12 protein-coding genes are annotated in these 18,255 nt (G+C 60.3%); 3 read left to right on the top strand and 9 right to left on the bottom strand.

What is annotated here, in order from left to right:
* Window positions 1-54: 54 nt before the first annotated feature.
* From EJA70_RS25405 to EJA70_RS25440, 8 genes are all read right to left on the bottom strand, one after another.
* Complete coding sequence (locus EJA70_RS25405) at window positions 55-1,584, bottom strand: DHA2 family efflux MFS transporter permease subunit (RefSeq protein ID WP_158834393.1); 1,530 nt, start codon at window positions 1,582-1,584, stop codon at window positions 55-57.
* A 370-nt stretch (window positions 1,585-1,954) separates the two neighbouring features.
* Entirely contained in the window at window positions 1,955-3,157 is a 1,203-nt protein-coding gene (locus tag EJA70_RS25410) for an efflux RND transporter periplasmic adaptor subunit (protein ID WP_008082123.1), read from the bottom strand.
* A 15-nt stretch (window positions 3,158-3,172) separates the two neighbouring features.
* Window positions 3,173-4,642, bottom strand: coding sequence for an efflux transporter outer membrane subunit (locus EJA70_RS25415; RefSeq protein WP_158834395.1), 1,470 nt, complete (start codon window positions 4,640-4,642; stop codon window positions 3,173-3,175).
* A complete protein-coding gene (locus EJA70_RS25420; protein WP_008082119.1) occupies window positions 4,632-5,114 on the bottom strand; it encodes a MarR family winged helix-turn-helix transcriptional regulator in 483 nt (160 codons plus the stop codon). Before EJA70_RS25420 ends, EJA70_RS25415 begins: the two co-directional genes overlap by 11 nt.
* A gap of 253 nt (window positions 5,115-5,367) precedes the next feature.
* Window positions 5,368-6,687 (bottom strand): DUF308 domain-containing protein, encoded by a 1,320-nt coding sequence (locus EJA70_RS25425; RefSeq protein WP_158834397.1) that lies wholly within the window; start codon window positions 6,685-6,687, stop codon window positions 5,368-5,370.
* A 119-nt stretch (window positions 6,688-6,806) separates the two neighbouring features.
* The gene (locus EJA70_RS25430) at window positions 6,807-10,481 is read right to left on the bottom strand and encodes a translocation/assembly module TamB domain-containing protein (RefSeq protein WP_158834399.1); all 3,675 of its coding nucleotides are present in this window, start codon (window positions 10,479-10,481) and stop codon (window positions 6,807-6,809) included.
* A complete protein-coding gene (locus EJA70_RS25435) occupies window positions 10,478-12,205 on the bottom strand; it encodes an autotransporter assembly complex family protein (protein ID WP_045123153.1) in 1,728 nt (575 codons plus the stop codon). Before EJA70_RS25435 ends, EJA70_RS25430 begins: the two co-directional genes overlap by 4 nt.
* A gap of 66 nt (window positions 12,206-12,271) precedes the next feature.
* Window positions 12,272-12,922 (bottom strand): N-acetyltransferase, encoded by a 651-nt coding sequence (locus EJA70_RS25440; RefSeq protein WP_008082105.1) that lies wholly within the window; start codon window positions 12,920-12,922, stop codon window positions 12,272-12,274.
* Window positions 12,923-13,248: 326 nt separating this feature from the next.
* Here EJA70_RS25440 and xthA point away from each other — a divergent pair, with 326 nt between their 5' ends.
* The gene (gene xthA, locus EJA70_RS25445) at window positions 13,249-14,061 is read left to right on the top strand and encodes an exodeoxyribonuclease III (RefSeq protein ID WP_158834401.1); all 813 of its coding nucleotides are present in this window, start codon (window positions 13,249-13,251) and stop codon (window positions 14,059-14,061) included.
* Window positions 14,062-14,352: 291 nt separating this feature from the next.
* On the top strand, window positions 14,353-15,687 hold the full coding sequence (locus EJA70_RS25450; protein WP_158834403.1) for a substrate-binding domain-containing protein: 1,335 nt from the start codon (window positions 14,353-14,355) through the stop codon (window positions 15,685-15,687).
* A gap of 145 nt (window positions 15,688-15,832) precedes the next feature.
* Here the strand turns inward: EJA70_RS25450 and EJA70_RS25455 are convergent, their stop codons facing one another.
* Window positions 15,833-17,062: an acyl-CoA dehydrogenase gene (locus EJA70_RS25455; protein WP_158834405.1), complete on the bottom strand. Its 1,230-nt coding sequence runs from the start codon at window positions 17,060-17,062 to the stop codon at window positions 15,833-15,835.
* Window positions 17,063-17,246: 184 nt separating this feature from the next.
* Between EJA70_RS25455 and EJA70_RS25460 the strand changes: the two genes are divergently transcribed.
* A complete protein-coding gene (locus EJA70_RS25460; protein ID WP_158834407.1) occupies window positions 17,247-18,182 on the top strand; it encodes a LysR family transcriptional regulator in 936 nt (311 codons plus the stop codon).
* Window positions 18,183-18,255: the final 73 nt, after the last annotated feature.

Below are 18,255 nucleotides of genomic sequence, written 5' to 3' on the forward strand. Positions count from 1 at the left end.
TGACTGAAAATCCGCCATCGCGGGCAAGCCCGCTCCCACAGGTTATGTGTTGCCTCAATGTCCGGACGCGGCCGGCCCTGCCTTCGCGGCGAACGGCGGTTTGGCCAGCCACACAATCAGAATCAAGCCCATAAAGCCCCAGCCCAGCAGCGTGAAGTAATCCACGGTAGAGAGCATGTACGCCTGGCTGGTCAGAATCTGATCCATCTGCGCATAAGCCGATTGGCTCGCGCCGCCTAAATGATTCAACGTCTCCCGCGTCGCGGGCTCATATGTACTGATGCTTTCGCTCATGTACGCATGATGCTGGTCAGCCCGGCGAATCCAGATCCACGTGGTCAGCGAGGCCGCGAAGCTGCCGCCCAACGTCCGCAGGAAAGTCGCCAGACCGGCGCCATCGGCGATCTGGTTCGGCGGCAAGTCGGACATCAGGATACTCAACGTCGGCATGAAGAACAGCGCCACGCCGATGCCCATGAACAGCTGCACCAAGGCGATGTGCTGGAAGTCCACTTCGTTAGTGAATCCCGCACGCATAAAGCAGCTCAGGCCAATCGCCAGAAACGCCAGCCCGGCCAGCAAGCGCAGGTCGAACTTGTTCGCGTACTTGCCGACAAACGGCGACAGCAGCACCGGCAAGATGCCGATCGGCGCCACGGCCAGACCGGCCCAGGTCGCGGTGTAGCCCATTTGTGTCTGCAACCACTGCGGCAGGATCAGGTTGATGCCGAAGAACCCGGCGTAACCCAACACCAGCACCAGCGTGCCGATGCGGAAGTTGCGGTAGGCAAACAGCCGCAGGTTGACCACCGGGTGCTGGTCGGTCATTTCCCAGATAACGAACACCGCCAACGCAACCACCGAAATCGCCGCGCCGATGATGATGAAGTTCGACTCGAACCAATCCAGATCATTGCCCTTGTCGAGGATCACCTGCAACGCACCGACGCCAATGATCAGCGTGATCAGACCGACGTAATCCATCGGCTGACGACTGGTTTCCACCGGGCGCTTGGCCAATTGCGAACGCACGACCATCACCGCAAAAATCCCGATCGGCACGTTGATGAAGAAAATCCACGGCCAGCTGTAGCTGTCAGTAATCCAGCCACCGAGGATGGGCCCGGCAATCGGTGCGACCACCGTGACCATCGCCAGTAGCGCGAGGGCCATGCCTCGCTTCGCGGGCGGATAGACCGCGATCAACAGGGTTTGCGTCATCGGGTACAACGGCCCGGCGACCAGCCCTTGCAGGACGCGGAAGCCGATCAGTTCTGGCATCGACGTCGAGATACCGCAGAGAAACGAGGCCAGCACAAACAGAATGGTCGCCCACAAAAACAGTTTTACCTCGCCGAACCGACGGCTGAGCCAACCGGTCAGCGGCAGCGCAATCGCGTTGCTGACGGCGAACGAGGTGATCACCCAGGTGCCCTGCTCCGAACTCACCCCGAGGTTGCCGGAAATCGTCGGCAGCGCCACGTTGGCGATGGTGGTGTCGAGCACTTGCATGAAGGTCGCCAGCGACAGGCCGATGGTGCTGAGCAACAGGCTGGGCGGCGTGAAAGAAGCGTTATTGCTCATCGCGAATCCTTTGGAACCGGGTTGGCGCTACGTCTGTCACAGACGCGGCTGCCCTTTGTGGGAGCAAGCATTTATTTGGCAATGAAAGCTATCTGTGACTGGAAAATTGATTGAGGTGAGGGGATTTATTGTGGCGAGGGGATTTATCCCCGATGGACTGCGCAGCAGTCCCGTCTTTTCTGAATCAAAAGCGGGGCCGCTACGCGACCCATCGGGGATAAATCCCCTCACCACAATGAATCCCCTATCAACAGGTAATCCCTTTTCCTCAGATAAATCCCCTATTAACAGGTCATCCCTTTTCCTCAGATAAATCCCTTGGCCACAGGTAAAACCTGAACTTCAGAGCCTGTTCCCAAAGGGGAACGTATCAGCGTTGCGCGGTTTTGCTGACCGCGGCGCTGTTGTCGTGGATCAGCTGCGCAATCATCGCGTCGGCTTCGGCCAGTTGGCGGTCGTAGACGTTGGTGCTGAACGAGGCTTTTTGCGGTGGCTGCTGCGCCAGCACCGGGCCGCTCTGGTCGTGCAGGTTCACTTCAACGTTGGTCGACAGACCGACGCGCAGCGGGTGCTTGGCCAGTTCTTCGGCGTTGATGTGGATACGCACCGGTACACGCTGAACAATCTTGATCCAGTTACCCGTGGCGTTTTGCGCCGGCAGCAAGGCAAACGCACTACCGGTGCCAGCGCCGAGGCTGTCGACGGTGCCGCTGTATTTCACGTCGCTGCCGTAGATGTCGGATTCGATATCGACCGGCTGACCGATGCGCATGTCACGCAGTTGGGTTTCCTTGAAGTTGGCGTCGATCCACAGCTGATCCAGCGGAATCACCGCCATCAACGCGGTGCCCGGTTGCACACGCTGACCGAGTTGCACGGTGCGTTTGGCGACATAACCGGTCACCGGCGCAATCAAGGTGCTACGGGCATTGGTCAGGTACGCCTGACGCAGATCGGCAGCGGCCGACATCACGTCCGGGTGCGACGACACCACGGTGTCATCAACCAGGGCGCTGGTGGTTTTCAGTTGCTGTTTGGCGTTGGCCAGGGCGTTTTGCGCCGAGGTCAGGTCGTCGCGGGCGTGGGACAGTTCTTCCTGGGAAATCGCCCCGCCCTGCGCCAGGTTTTTCCGGCGGTTGTAATTGTCCTGGGCTTTCTGCACTTCAGCCTGTTGCGCGTTGACCTGGGCTTTCATGCCATCAACGTTGCTGTACAGACCGCGTACCTGACGCACGGTGCGCGCCAGTTTCGCCTGGGCACTTTGCAGGCCGACTTCGGCATCGTTCGGGTCGAAGTTGATCAGCACCTGACCTTCGTGAACCAGATCACCATCGTCAGCACCGATGCTGACAACTGTGCCGGTCACCAGCGGGGTGATTTCGACGACGTTACCGTTGACGTAGGCGTCGTCGGTGCTTTCATTGAAGCGTCCGATGAACTCGTGATACGCCCAGACGCCGGCGCAGGCGAGTGCAACCACAACGGCCAGTACCAACAGCATGACTTTGCGTTTGCGCGGGTTGCCGGTGTCCGGGGTGTTGCCTTGAGCTTGGGTGTTTTCGGCAGTGGCCATGACAATTACCTTAAATTAGTTGTGCGGCGTGGCTGGGGTGGCGTTGGCTGCGGTCAGGGTGTCACCCTGGAAACCACCGCCCAGCGCTTGCATCAGTTGAATCGACAGGTCGATCTGCTCGGCATTGAGGGTGGCCAGTTGACGCTGGGCCTGCAGCAATTGCTGCTCGATGCTGAGCACGTCCAGGTAGTTGCCGATGCCGGAACCGTAACGCTGGACGACGGTGTTGTAAGAATCCTGGGCAATGTCGGTGGCGTGCTGCTGCGCACCGATCTGCCGGCCGATGTCACGCAACTGGTTGATCGTGTCGCTGACATCGCCCAGTGCCTTCACCAGGCTTTTGTTGTACTGCGCCACCGCCAGATCGTAATCGGCGTCGCGCGCATCGAGGTTGGCGCGCAGGCGTCCGCCGTCGAAGATCGGCACCGAGATGGTCGGGGCAATGTTGAAGAAGCGACTGGCCGAACCGAACATCGCGTCACCCAACAAGGATTCGGCACCGGCCGAGGCCGACAGGTTCAAGTTGGGATAGAACTGGGTTTTCGCCGAGTCGATGTCTTTGCTCGCCGCTTCTACGCGCCAACGGGCGGCGACCAGATCCGGACGACGACCGAGCAGCTCGGCTGGCAATACCGACGGCACGGCAACAGCGCTGGCTTGCAGGATTTTCGGTCGGGCAATTTCGTTGCCACGATCCGGGCCTTTGCCGAGCAGCACGGCCAAAGCAATCTTGGCGCTGTTCAGACGTTTTTCCGCGTCGATCAGGCTGGCTTCGGAGCTGGCTTCCAGACTTTGGGTTTGCTGGAACTGGTACTGGCTGTCGATCCCGGAGCTCAGGCGACGCTGGCTCAGGTCGAGCATTTGTTTGGTGCGCTTGAGGTCGTCGTTGGCCAGGTCATAAACGATGTGCGCCTGACCGAGATCGCTGTAGGCACGAGCGACGTCGGCGGCGAGCGTCAACTGCGCGGCCTGGCGATCGACTTCAGCGGCGCGGGCCTGACCGAGTGCAGCTTCCCAGGCATCACGCTGGCCGCCCCACAGGTCGAAGTTGTAATTGAAGCCGGCGCTGACGTTACGCACGGTGGCGTAGGCATCGCCCTGCCCCAGCGGATCCTGATCCTTGGCCAGACGCGAACGGCTGATGCCGGCGCTGGCGTCGAGGGTCGGATAACGGGCGGCGTCGGAGGCATACGCAGCGGCGCTGGCCTGATGGGCGCGGGCGGCGGCGATCTGCATGTCCGGGCTGTCGTGCAGGGCTTCGCGGATCAAGCCGTCGAGTTGCGGATCGCCCAGACTCGTCCACCAATCGCTTTTTGGCCACGCGGCGGGCGACAGGGTCACGCCGTTGAGGGATTGGCCGGTTTTCAGGCTCGCCGCTTCAAGGTTTTTGCCTTGAGTGTCGAGGCCACTGTAGTTGGCGCAACCGGCGAGGATCATCGCCGACAGCACCAGGGTCAGGCTGCTGCGCAAGGTTTTACCGCTCATTGTGTTCACCTAAGCGCTGGAGGGTGATCGGGTCACCGGCGGCCAGCAGGATTTTCTTGAGGATGTATTCCAGGGTCTTCAACTCGTCCGGAGTGACAGCGCCGGCCAGTTCATTCATCGCGTCGGCGCCGATGTGCGGCAGGCGATCAGCCAATTGCTGGCCTTGCTCGGTCAGGGTCAGTTGCACCTGACGGCGATCGCCTTCGCTGCGTTGGCGAGCCAGGAAACCTTTCTGCTCCAGACGATCGAGCATGCGTGTCATCGAGCCGCTGTCCAGCGACAGATGCCGGCACAGCTCGGCCGGGGTATCGACGCCGTACTGGGCCATGATGATCAACACCTTGAACTGCGCGGCGGTGATGCCGTGGGGTTCCATGTGGGTGTCAATGATCCGGTCCTTGAGCAGCGCAGCACGGCCAAGCAACAGGCCGAGATGGCAGTGTTTGAATTCGTCCGGAGTGAAATGCTTCATGTGCTTACCTAATAACTGCCTAGGCAGTGAATGTATGTCGAGATGTTACTGCCTAGGCAGCGAATGTCAACGAAATAGTTAGGAAGCTTTGTAAATAGTTGACCAATGGGCTGGGAGATTGCGGTGAACACCCTGACGCCATCGCTGGCAAGCCAGCTCCCACAGTGTCCGTGTCGTACACAAATTCATGCACACCGCAGGAACCTGTGGGAGCTGGCTTGCCAGCGATTGGGGCGACTCGGTGGAACGTCGGTCAGGAATCGTCAGAGGGATGCACAGGCGGCGGTTGCACTGGATGCACCTCACGCCCACGCAAGGCAGTCGCCACGTACCCAAAGGCGCGTTTGCTCACCGCATAAATGCTGTGCCAACCCGGCGGTGCCGGCTCGATGGCCGCATGCAGCGCTCGCGCATAGTCGAGCACCAGTCCGGGCGTCCAGGCCATTGCCTCGGCGCGTTTGCGCACTTGCGCGGCGACCCAGAACTCGGGGCTGAAGACGACCCGGGCGAAATCCAGCATGCTCGAATGGCCCCGGTTCATCGCTCCTTCAAGGGCCGCTTCGAGGCTATGGGCAACAGCGCTGGAACAATTGCGACTGGTCAGGTTGTACGTGCTGTTCTGCCGATACTCCGCCCAGAACGCACTGAGTCGCCGGGCATCGTAGCGGGCAAAACTGACCTGCACCGAAGACGGGCACCAGTCAGCCACCTCCCCCGCATAATCAGGCAGAAACCGGCCGGCAACATCGTTGTTTGGCGTCGCCCGCAGCAAGCGCACGAAATCCCCAGCCGAACGATCAATGTCATCCTGCGGGTAATGACTGACGTAGATGTCCGGGCCACATTCCAGTGCCGCATGGCCGGCGGAGATAACGCCGTTGATGTCGACCGCCGCGATGTAGCGATTGAGCAGTCGGTTGCGCACCAAGGTGTCATCGACGGTGCCGCTGGGGGTCCAGACATGAATCACCAACGCATCGCTGCTGGCCGGCGTACTGACCGACAAAGGGCTTGTCAGCGGCGGCTGGTGTTTGAAGCGCACCGCTTGCCGCAACAAGGCGCAGCCCGAGAGAAACAGGCTCATGCCAATGCAGAATGGCACCGTGCCCTTATACAGCGTCGGGTACGGTTCGAGGATAAACACGCCAAAGCCGATTTCGAACAATCCCGCCAGCAACGACACTTGCCAGCCGACAAAGCGCACCACCACCGCAGCCGCCAGCCGAAAGACCCCATCAATTATGAAAGCCCCGCCAAACAGCACAGCCAGAATCAGCCCGGCAGCATGTTGCCGGTCGACGATCAGCAGCCCCAGCAAAAGAAACGCCAGTCCTCGCGCTCTGCGCAAGGCCGCAGCGGTCCCGGCTTGCGGTGCCGGCACCAGCAGCAGAATCAGCGCTTCGAGCAACAACAGATAGCCAAAGATATGCAGCGGGAAATACAGCACGCCGTCCAGCGCATCGATGAAGATGCCCACACCGGCCGCACCCCAGAGGACGCCCGTCAGCGCCAGCGCAGACCAACGCTTGCGGACGAATTCGTGACCGAGCAAGACCATACTCAAGCGGACCATGTGCGCCCCCTGTTCTCTTCAGGCAGCCGCAAACCGCACAGCTTTCGAACTGCGGTGAGTCTAATACATTCTGCAAAAGCCGGATCGCAGCGTCGCGACCCGGCTATTGATGACGCGGTTTAGAAATCGCGTTTGTAGAAGATATCCAGGGAACTCGCGACGCCACTGGCCGCTTCGACGTAAACCTTCTTGCTCAGCTTGTAGCGCAACGCGATGGTGCTGGCCGGTTCAAACACGCCCACGCCATAACGCAAACTGAGCTTCTCGGTAATATTGCCGCTGGCCACCACGCTGGTGGCATCGCCGCTGCCCGCCGTGTCGAGCTGGAAATCCTGAATCCCCAGATCCTTGGCCAGACTGCTGGTGACCCCGGAACTGCCCATCAAACCCAACCCCAACGCCGCTTGCGCGAGCATGTTGTTGTCTTCGCCGTTGGTGCTCAGCGGACGGCCGAGGACCAGATACGACAGTGCCTGTTCCTGACTCATCGCCGGCTCCGAGAAAATCTGCGTGGTCGGTTGCTCGGCGCTGCCGCTCAGGCGAATACCGGCGATCACGTCGTCGGTCTGGCGGATCGCTTCGATGTCCAGATACGGTTGATCGATGGGACCTGCGAACAGCAAACGCGCGCGGCGCACGGACAGGCGCTGCCCGTAGGCGCTGTAGCGACCGTCGTTCAGCCACAGCTCGCCACGGGTGTCCATGTTGTCGCCGATGTGCACGTGGCCTTGCACATTGGCAGTCAGACCAAAACCGGCGAAGGCGAGTTTGTCGTCCCCGACCGCCACGTCGATGTCCATTTTCATGGCCATCGGCGGTTTGCCCTGTTCAGTCTGCGCACCGACGATGATCGTGTCGTCAGAGACTTTCACCGTCGAAGGCGGCAACTCACGCACGGTGATTTCGCCTTTGGGCACCAGCACTTTGCCGGCAATTTTCAGCTCATCGTCAGCCATGGAGATTTTCAGGTCCGGCGCCACTTCCAGCTTGGCGTACGGCTCGACGGTGACCGGCAGTTGCGTGCCTTTCAACGCCAGATCGACCACCAATGCCTGGCCCCAGGCGACGTTACCGTTGAGGCTGCCCTGCCCGCTCTTGCCGCTTTTCCAGCCGCCGTCCAGACGCACCGTTTCGCCGGCAATCGCGGCAGTGAGTTGCAGATTCTGCAACTCCATCGGCAACTCGGCGCCGGACACTTCGCCGTCGCTCAGTTGCACGGTGCCGTTGACCAACGGCGCCAGCAGGCCACCGGAAATCGTGCCGCTGCCGTTGAGACGCCCGGTGAGTTTCTCGACCATTGGCACAAACGGCCGCGCCACCGACAGATCCAGGCCGGTGAGACGGAACGAGCCGCTCAGCGGCTTGTTTTTTGGCAGCGGATTGAGTTGCGCCTGCACCATCAATTCGCCGAGTTTGCCGCCGACGAAATTGAGTTCGGTGTCGACGCGTTTCGGCGTCAGTTTGCTGGTGAGTTTCAGCGTCTGGTAAGGGAAGTCCAGCCACTGATCCTTGTCCTTGATGCGCAAGGTGCCGCCGCTGGCGTCGACGCTGATCACGCCGTTCGGGCCGCTGGCCGGCAGGTCCAGTTGCAGGTCGGCGTTGAGCTTGCCCTGCCAGGCGAAGTCTTTCGGCAGCCATTGCGCGAGGCTTTCGATCGGGAATTGCTTGAGGTGGTAGCGCAGTTTCGGCTCCGGCATCAGCCGTTGGTCTTCACCACACAGGCTGGCACTGCCGGACATCCAGCAATGCGCGCCGAAGTTGATTTTGCCGTCGGCGAGACGTTCGAGTTTGGCCGGATTTTGCAGTTTCCAGTCCTGGCCACCGGCCTGAATATCGCCGTTGGCCAAGCGACCGCGCCAGTTGCCCTTGTCCAGATTGCCGTCGAGGCCGAGGGCCAGTTTCAGCTTCGGCCCGAGCAAGTCGAGGCTGAGTTTCTGGCTCTTGATGTCGCCTTGGGCGCTGGCGGTCAGCGTGCCCAGCGAGGTGTCACCGGCCTGAATGCCGGAGCCCTTGAGGTCGATTTTCGCCCGTTGCGCACTGTCGAGCGTGGCGTCGAGGTTGAGGCTTTGCAGGCGATTGTCCTGGAACGCCAGTTGCGAACCTTGCAGGCCGAGTTTGCCCTGCGGTGCTTTCAGCGTGCCGGCGACATCGACGCGGCCGTTGATCTGCCCGCGCAGCTCTGGCCAGAGCTGGGCCAGACGCGCCAGTTTGATGTCGATCTGCCCGGTGAGCTTCTGTTGCAGACTGCCTTTGCCGCTGATGCTGTTGTCGCCGAGGCGGATTTGCAGGGCATTCAGGTTCCATTGCTCGCCGGCACCGTCGGCCTTGGCCTGGAGGATCGCCGGCTGGCCGCGCAGTTTGCCTTTCAAGTCGAGGTCAGCAGTCAGGCTCAGGCGTTCGTTCTTCATTTCGCCCTGGCTTTTCAGCGGCCCGGCCAATGTGCCCGGCAGTTCTGCCACCCAGTACGCCGGGTTGAGCGCCGAGAGATCCAGCGCCGTGTCCCAGGCGATGCCGTCGGCGAACTGTACGTTGACGTGACCTTCGGCCTTGCCCTGCCCGGCTTGCATTTTCAGTTGCGGCAAGGCGATCTGTTTCAGGCTGCCGCTGAACGGACTGCTCAACGTAAACGCGCCCGCCGGGCCGTCGAGTGCAGCCGCGAAGTTGCCGAGGTATTGACCGTCGGTGTAGGAAACTTCGCCATTAAAGGTACGCAAGGCGACTTGAGGCTCGTCGATTTCGTTGTAGAGCCGATGCCACGGGAAGTCCTGCCAATTGATATTGGCCTGGGCGCTGAGGCCCTTGCTCCAATCGACGCTGCCGCTGAGTTTGAGGCTTTGTTTGTCGTTGGCCGTGAGGTCGAGGCCCGCGATCTGCGCGCCGCTGGCGTCGACTTTGCCTTTGAGCAGCAGCGCCACCGGGCCTTTATCGGCCGGCAGCGTGGCGTTGCCGTTTAACTGGTAACCGTTTTTCAGGTCGCCTTCGCCGGTCAGCAGCAATTGATTGAGTTGCAGGGTGTCGGGCAGGTCGGCGCTCGGTTTGAACGCATCGCTGGTGATGCGCACTTTGGCCGGGAGGTTTTCCGCCAGCGGTTGCAATTCGCCGCTCAACTGGCCGTCGAGGTAACCCCGGCTGTCGGCGTGCAGATTGAGGGTTTTCAACAGGTCGCCGTCGATCTTCAACGCCAGTGACCACGGGCCAGTGCCCGGCGACGGCAATGTCAGGTCACCGGCGATGTTCAGCGGCCAGTTACCGGACGGCTGCAGCGTTCCGGACAGGTTCAGGCTGAGGTCGTCGCGTTGCAATTTTATGCTTTCAATCTGCATGCCCTGCGCGGTCCAGTGCGCTGCCAGTTGCAAACCCTTGAGCTGTTCGCTGCCGTTGAACAGCAGACTGCCGACCTTGACGTCGCCCAGTTCGATGGCCAGCGGCAGTTGCAGGTCCGGCAATTTGATCGGACCGCTTTCGGTGGTTTCTTCGCTCGGCGGAAATTGCAGGATAACCTGATCCGCCTGAAGCTGTTCGATGCACAAGGTCATGCGCGTCAGGCATAGCGGCGACCAGGCGAAGATCGCCTGGTTCAGCTCCACCCGGCTGCTGTCCTGCTGCCACAACAGATGATCGGCACTCCATTGCCCGCCAAGACGACCGTGGAAATTCTCTACCGTCAGGCCGGGCACGAGACCCAATACCCAACGGCTGCCAGCCTGCGTGCCGAGCACGGCAGTGAGGCTCAATACAATCAACAAGACCAACGCCAATAGCGCCAGTGCCGTAATTTTCAAACCACGCTTCACAGCTCAGGCCCCATGGAAAAGTGCAGCCGGATGCCGCCATCGTCGTCGAGTGCGTGGGCTAGGTCGAGGCGGATCGGCCCGACCGGCGAGACCCAGCGCACACCAATACCGACCCCGGTCTTGAGGTTCGGCAGTTCGAGTTTGTTGAAGGAATTACCCTGATCGACGAAGGTCGCCACGCGCCATTTCTCGGCGATCGAGTATTGATATTCGACGCTACCGGCGACCATGTAACGGCCCCCGATGCGATCGCCCTCGGAGTTTTTCGGCGACAGGCTCTGGTAGTCGTAACCGCGCACGCTCTGATCGCCACCGGCGAAGAAACGCAGCGACGGTGGCACCGAGTTGTAGCCGTTGGTGGCGCTGCCGCCGACCTGCACACGTCCGAGGAAGCGGTGCTTGTCGAACACTGTGGTCAAGCCTTTGACCAGCGCGGTGCCATATAAAAGGTTGTTGTCGGAACCAAGACCTTCCTTGGCCACTTTGCTTTCGAAGCTCAGGCGATAGCCGTTGCGCGGGTCGATGCGGTTGTCGCTTTTCAGGTACGAGTAACTGATGCCGGGCATCAGCAAGGTGCTCAGGCCGGAGTCGTCGCCGAGTTCGTATTCTTCACGCTGCCATTTCAACGAGATCACCCGCTGCCAGCCGCTCGGCAACTTGCTGTGCCATTCCGGGCCGAAGGTCAGCAGTTTGCTCAGCGTATCGGAGCCGTCGATGTCTTCGAACTGATAACCACCGGCCCAACGCAGTTTGTCGGTCAGTGGCGGGTCGAGCGGAATGTCGTAGAACAGCCCGACGTTTTGTCGCGGCGCCGACAGTTCGGCTTCCCAGCCATAACTGTCGCCTTGCGGGTTGACCCAGTGGCGCGTCCAGTTGGCCTTGATGCGCGGCCCGACGTCAGTCGAATAACCGAGGCCCAGGCCCATGGTGCGTGGCTTGCGCGTGTCGAGTTTGACGTCGACCGGGATCACATCGTTTTTCGCGGCAGTCGGTGCGGCATCGACGCGCACGCCTTCAAAATAGCCGCTCGATTGCAGGTCGCGGTTGAGCTCGGCGATCAGCTCGGAATCGTACGGTTCGCCTTCCTTGAACGGCACCATGCGTTGCAGCAGGTCTTCGTCGAACGGCGTGTCGCCCTCGAATTTGACTTTGCCCAGCGCATAACGCGGGCCGCTGTCGTAGATCAGTTCGACGTCGGCGACACCCGCGCGCGGGTCGACCAGGAGTTTCTGGCTGGTGAAATGGCCACTGAAGAAACCGAAGCGCGAGGCCTGATTCTGAATAAGTCTTTTGGCGTCTTCGTAACGCCCATGGTTGAGCACCGCGCCGGATTTCAGCACGTCGCTTTTCGGTACACGAAAGGATTTGAGGGAGGCCGCCGGGCCGTCGACGCGGACAGTGACGTTGCGCAGGCGAATCGGCTCGCCCGGATCGATGTTCAGCACCAGGCGCGGTTTTTCGCCGCCCTTGACGTCACTTTCGATCTGCGGCTGATAGTAGCCCAACGCCTGCGCGGCTTTGCGCGCCTGCTCTTCGGCACCGCGACTGAAGCGCTGCAAGGCTTCTTCGTCACGGTCGCCGAGGCTGCCGATATAGCCTTCTATATTGGCCTTGAGTTCGTCGTTGGACGGTTTGATCCGCACGTCCAATTCACTTTGCGCCAGCGCCGCGCAGCTGGATAACAGCATGAGCACGCCACTGGTAAATCTTCCTGGAAACTTCATAGGCGCGGATGCTATCACGGGCTTGGGAGCGTGATAGAACAGGAAATTTCCCGAGAAGTTCGATTGTTATGCTGTTGCAGTTTGTAACACCTGCGGGTTGGCGTGGAAAAATACGTGTTCTCGCACCGGGCCGACGGCAACCTCGCCGATCTCCTCGTAACCCTGCCTTTTATAAAATTCCAGGTAGCGCGGGTTGCCGGTGTCGAGCACCACGCCTTGCGAGGTTTCATCGACCGCGCACCAGTTGTGTACGGCAGTCAGCAGTTGTTCGCCAAAGTGTTTGCCTTGGTACTGCGGATGAATGCCCAATAGCGGCAGCATGTGCACTGACTCGGTCGGCACGCAAGCGGAAACGGCATCGTGGTATTCCAGATAGCGCCGAGTGCAACGGAAACCGGTGCTGAGCACCATGCGCAAACGCCACGCCCAACTTTCGGTGATGCCCAGGCGTCGTTGCGGTGGGGCGATCAGGGCGATACCGATCAGGCGGTCGTTGACCAGCAGGCCGATCGCGGGCAGGTCCTGGAGGAAATGCTGTTTGACCAGTTCGCGCACGGTGGCACGCACGCGCTGTTCGTAGCCGGGACGCTCGGCTTCGAACAGATAGCCGAAGGTCGGTTCGTGGCGGTAGGCCTGATAAAGCAGCGAGCGGGCTTCGCGGGAATAACCGCGGTCGAGCATATGAATGTCGGCGATGGCGGTCTGGGTTTCAGGCATGACGGTGATTCTCCCCGGGGCGCGTGCAAATGGCGGCGCTCTTGTTGGTACGAACCTGTTGGCGGTGGGACAGTTCCCCTCAGGTATAGACCAAGCTTGGATCTTCATCGACCGGGCGGGCCTCATCGCTGGCAAGCCAGCTCCCACAGGATTCGCGTCGGACACAACATCCCCAATCACCACAAAAAACTGTGGGAGCTGGCTTGCCAGCGATGAGGCCGGTACAGACACCACCAATCCCACAGCCAAAAATGATTTCTCCCACCCCGCACTGGCCCATTTCCCCCCTGTCAGCTAGCATCGCCCTTTTGCCAGGACTGCCGACCATGAAGATCGTTTCCTTCAACATCAACGGACTGCGCGCCCGTCCGCATCAGCTGGCAGCGCTGATCGAAAAACACCAGCCGGACGTCATCGGCCTGCAGGAAACCAAGGTCCACGACGACCAGTTCCCGCTCGAAGAAGTCCGCGCCCTCGGCTACCACGTGTATTTCCACGGCCAGAAAGGTCATTACGGCGTGGCCATGCTCTCGCGCCAGGAACCGATCGCCATTCACAAAGGTTTCGCCACCGATGAAGAAGACGCCCAGCGCCGCTTTATCTGGGGCACCTTCGCCGACGCCAACGGCGTACCAGTAACGATCATGAACGGCTATTTCCCTCAGGGTGAAAGCCGCGACCACCCAACCAAATTCCCCGCCAAGCAGCGTTTTTACAGCGATCTGCAAGCGCTGCTGGAAAGCCAGTTCCACAACGAACAGCCCGTGGTGGTGATGGGCGATGTAAACATTTCCCCGGAAGACTGCGACATCGGCATCGGCCCGGACAACATGAAGCGCTGGCTGAAAACCGGTAAATGCAGCTTCCTGCCGGAAGAACGCGAGTGGATGGCACGTTTGAAAAACTGGGGCCTGACGGACAGTTATCGCCACCTGAACCCGGACGTGACCGACATGTTCAGCTGGTTCGACTATCGCAGCCGTGGGTTTGAGGACGAGCCGAAACGCGGGTTGCGCATTGATGTGATTCTGGCGTCGAACGGTTTGTTGCCACGGGTAAAGGCTGCGGGCGTGGACTATGAATTGCGTGGGATGGAGAAGCCGTCCGACCATGCGCCGATCTGGCTTGAACTGGCCTGATCCTCGAAACACCTGAGCCCCATATGGCTATGGGGTTCTGTGTTCACATGACCTAAATTGGGTGGTCAGTAGAAGTACCTGTGGCGAGGGGATTTATCCCCGATGGGGTGCGAAGCGCCCCCAAATTCTTCCTGTTAAACCGCATTCACAGGTTTTGGGTCGGCTTCGCCAACCATCGGGGATAAATCCCCTCGCCACAAAAGCCTCTTCACATTTAGATCGCTGTCATCTTCAAGTAACTTTTCTGACTTAATCTCCCCGGCAATCCCCTTGGCTTGATTCGGTGCCGGCATGACCCTGCGTGTTCTGTTCGTTTTTCTGCTGAGCGCCTGGCTGACGGTGTCTGCCGCCGGTTTGCCGGTGCCGGACGACGGCCCGGCGTTGCGCATTCAAGGTTCCAACACCATCGGCGCCGAACTCGGCCCGGCACTGGTTGAAGGTTTACTGCAGGAACAAGGCCTGCTGAAAATCCACCGCGAACCCCCGGACACCGCCAACGAGCAGCGCATTGTCGGCCAGACTGCGCAAGGCAAACGCGTGGTCATCGAAGTCGCCGCCCACGGCTCCAGCACCGGTTTCACCGCGTTGAAAAACGCCAGCGCCGACCTGGCCGCCTCCTCCCGAGAGATAAAAGACAGCGAGCTGCTCAGCCTGCAATCGCTGGGCGATCTGAAAAGCCCCGCCGCCGAGCAAGTCATCGCCATTGATGGCCTGGCGATCATCCTCCATCCCGACAATCCGCTGCAGCAACTGGACACCGAACAACTGGCGCGGATCTTCAGTGGCGAGGTGAAAACCTGGGAAGACCTCGGTGGACGTGGCGGTGCGATTCATTTATATGCGCGTGATGATCAGTCCGGCACGTACGACACATTCAAGGAACTGGTCCTCAGTCGTCGTGGGAAAAGTCTCAGTAGCGCGGCGAAACGGTTTGAGTCCAGCGAGCAATTGTCCGACGCGGTGAGCAGCGATCCGCAGGGCATCGGTTTTATCGGTTTGCCCTACGTGCGTCAGGCCAAAGCCGTGGCGATTGCCGACGGCGCGTCGCAATCGATGCTGCCGCTCAACAGTCTGATCGCCACTGAAGACTATCCGCTGTCACGGCGGTTGTTCTTCTATCTGCCGCCCGACAGCAACAATCCATGGGCGAAGGCTTTGGTGACGTTTGCGCAAAGTCGTCAAGGCCAGACGATCGTGGCGGCCAACGGATTTATAAGTCAGACCGTGCACGCCATGACGGTGGCGCCGAATGCGCTGATGCCCGAGGGTTATCAGTCCCTCAGCCGCCACGCCCAGCGTCTGACAGTCAACTTCCGTTTTGAAGAGGGCAGCGCGACTCTGGACAACAAGGCACGTCAGGATCTGGCGCGGGTGTTCGACTATATAAAGCGCCACGACAAGACCGAGCGCGCGGTGACGCTGGTGGGTTTCGGCGATCTCAAGGACGACCCGGCGCGGGCGGATCTGCTGTCGAAGCTGCGGGCGATGGCCGTGCGGCGGGAATTGGTGAAGAACGGCGTGGTGCTGCGTGAGGTTCGCGGCTTTGGCGCGTTGATGCCGGTGGCGGCGAACAATGCGGATGAGGGGCGGATCAAGAATCGGCGGGTTGAGGTTTGGGTGTATTGAGTCTGATGTTGATGGGTTGCACCTGCTGACGCCATCGCTGGCAAGCCAGCTCCCACAGACTTCTCTGGTGTTCACAAAATTTGTGTTCACTGGAGGTCCCTGTGGGAGCTGGCTTGCCAGCGATGAACGCTAACGCGGTGTTGGATCAGCGTTCGCTGCGCAGCATCTCCTTCGGCACATACTTGCCGATCTCGAACTTGCCGATCGCCGCGCGGTGTACTTCGTCCGGGCCATCAGCCAGGCGCAATGTCCGTTGCATCGCATACATATAAGCCAGCGGGAAATCATTCGACACCCCTGCCCCGCCATGCATCTGGATCGCCCGGTCGATCACCCGCAACGCGACGTTCGGCGCAACCACTTTGATCTGCGCGATTTCGCTTTTCGCCACTTTGTTACCCACGGTGTCCATCATGTACGCCGCTTTCAGCGTCAGCAGGCGCGCCATGTCGATCTCCATCCGCGAGTCGGCAATCTTGTCGACGTTGCCGCCAAGACGCGCCAGCGGTTTGCCGAATGCGGTACGGCTCACCGCACGTTTGCACATCAATTCCAATGCGCGCTCGGCCATGCCGATTGAACGCATGCAGTGGTGAATTCGACCCGGGCCGAGACGACCTTGTGCGATTTCAAAGCCGCGTCCTTCACCGAGCAGGACGTTTTCGTACGGCACACGCACGTTGTCGAACAGCACTTCGGCGTGGCCGTGCGGGGCATCGTCGTAACCGAACACCGGCAACGGGCGGACGATTTTCACGCCGGGAGTGTCGACCGGCACAAGGATCATCGAGTGCTGGGCGTGACGTGGCGCATCGGGATCGCTGAGGCCCATGAAGATGAGGATCTTGCAGCGTGGATCGCAGGCGCCGGAGGTCCACCATTTTTTACCGTTGATCACCCACTCGTCGCCGTCACGCACGGCGCGGGCGGCCATGTTGGTGGCGTCTGAGGACGCTACATCCGGTTCAGTCATGGCGAACGCCGAACGGATCTCGCCGCGCAGCAACGGTTCGAGCCAGCGCTGTTTCTGCTCTTCGTTGGCGTAGCGCACCAGCACTTCCATGTTGCCGGTGTCCGGCGCCGAGCAGTTGAACGGCTCAGGCCCGAGCAGCGAGCGACCCATGATTTCCGCCAGTGGCGCGTATTCGAGGTTGGTCAGGCCGGCACCCAGTTCCGATTCCGGCAGAAACAGATTCCACAGGCCTTCGGCTTTGGCGCGGGCTTTGAGCTCTTCCATGATCGCCGTCGGCTGCCAGCGATCGCCTTCGGCAACCTGGCGCTCGAACACGGCTTCGGCCGGGTAAACGTAAGTGTCCATGAACGCGGTTACGCGCTCACGCAGTTCTTGCACCTTGGGCGAATAAGCGAAATCCATGAGCAGCTCCCGATGGTTAAGGCAGTTCTTGAGCAGAGGTTGTTTAAGCCATGCAATCGATGCTAGAACAGCGCTGATAATTTACCTAGCCTATTCTCGGCGTGTATAAACATTCATCACCGATATATGATCCACTGATCGTCAGCCCCTAAACACCGCCCTTAAAAACAAGAGAAGCCGCGTTATGAATCTGAGTAAGGTCGACCTCAACCTTTTCATCGTCTTCGACGCGATTTACACCGAAGCCAACCTGACCCGCGCCGGGCAGATTGTCGGCATCACCCAGCCGGCGGTGTCCAACGCCCTGGCGCGGTTGCGCGAAACCTTCAACGATCCGCTGTTCGTGCGTACCGCGCAGGGCATGGTGCCGACGCCAATGGCGCAGAACATCATCGGCCCGGTGCGCAATGCGCTGTCGTTGCTGCGCGTGTCGGTTCAGGAAAGCCGCATTTTCAACCCGACGCAGGCGGTCAAGACTTACCGCATCAGCATGACCGACCTCACCGAGGCAGTGATTCTGCCGCCGCTGTTCCAGCGCCTGCGTCGCCTCGCGCCGACGGTAATCATCGAAAGCTTCTTGTCCAAACGCCGCGAGACCACCAAGGAATTGGCCGCCGGGCGTCTGGATTTCGCCGTGGATGCGCCGCTCAACACCGACCCGCAAGTGCGCCACGTCAAGCTGATGGAAGACCGTTACGTGTGTGCCATGCGCAAGGGGCATCCGATGGCGGCCAAGGAAAAGCTCTCGCTAGATGATTATCTGTCGCTGACGCATATCCACATTTCCAGCCGGCGCAGTGGTCTGGGGTATGTCGATCTGGCGCTGGGCAAAATGGGCATTCAGCGCAAGATCGCCCTGCGTTCGCAGCATTATTTGATGGCGTCGCAGGTGATGCAGCAGACCGATATGGTCATGACCGTGCCGGAGCGCTTTGCCCGGCGGCATGAACTGCAGGCGTTTAACCTGCCGGTGAATGATGTGCCGCCAGTGGAAACGCATCTGTATTGGCATGAAAGCACCGATCAGGACCCGGCGAATCGCTGGATGCGCGAGCAGATGATCGAGTTGTGCCAGCAGGTGACGGCGCAGGAGAAGAAGCTGGATAAGCAGGTGGTTTGAGGAAAGATCAAAAGATCGCAGCCTGCGGCAGCTCCTACATGGATCGGTGTAGGAGCTGCCGCAGGCTGCGATC

The sequence above is a fragment of the Pseudomonas sp. PB103 genome, from assembly GCF_009764635.1.
Classification (GTDB): domain Bacteria; phylum Pseudomonadota; class Gammaproteobacteria; order Pseudomonadales; family Pseudomonadaceae; genus Aquipseudomonas.

Bases quoted from the DNA above. Each gene is read 5' to 3' on its own strand.
- EJA70_RS25405 (WP_158834393.1), bottom strand. From the start codon at position 1,584: ATGAGCAATAACGCTTCTTTCACGCCGCCCAGCCTGTTGCTCAGCACC.
- EJA70_RS25410 (WP_008082123.1), bottom strand. From the start codon at position 3,157: ATGGCCACTGCCGAAAACACCCAAGCTCAAGGCAACACCCCGGACACC.
- EJA70_RS25415 (WP_158834395.1), bottom strand. From the start codon at position 4,642: ATGAGCGGTAAAACCTTGCGCAGCAGCCTGACCCTGGTGCTGTCGGCG.
- EJA70_RS25420 (WP_008082119.1), bottom strand. From the start codon at position 5,114: ATGAAGCATTTCACTCCGGACGAATTCAAACACTGCCATCTCGGCCTG.
- EJA70_RS25425 (WP_158834397.1), bottom strand. From the start codon at position 6,687: ATGGTCCGCTTGAGTATGGTCTTGCTCGGTCACGAATTCGTCCGCAAG.
- EJA70_RS25435 (WP_045123153.1), bottom strand. From the start codon at position 12,205: ATGAAGTTTCCAGGAAGATTTACCAGTGGCGTGCTCATGCTGTTATCC.
- EJA70_RS25440 (WP_008082105.1), bottom strand. From the start codon at position 12,922: ATGCCTGAAACCCAGACCGCCATCGCCGACATTCATATGCTCGACCGC.
- xthA (WP_158834401.1), top strand. From the start codon at position 13,249: ATGAAGATCGTTTCCTTCAACATCAACGGACTGCGCGCCCGTCCGCAT.
- EJA70_RS25450 (WP_158834403.1), top strand. From the start codon at position 14,353: ATGACCCTGCGTGTTCTGTTCGTTTTTCTGCTGAGCGCCTGGCTGACG.
- EJA70_RS25455 (WP_158834405.1), bottom strand. From the start codon at position 17,062: ATGGATTTCGCTTATTCGCCCAAGGTGCAAGAACTGCGTGAGCGCGTA.
- EJA70_RS25460 (WP_158834407.1), top strand. From the start codon at position 17,247: ATGAATCTGAGTAAGGTCGACCTCAACCTTTTCATCGTCTTCGACGCG.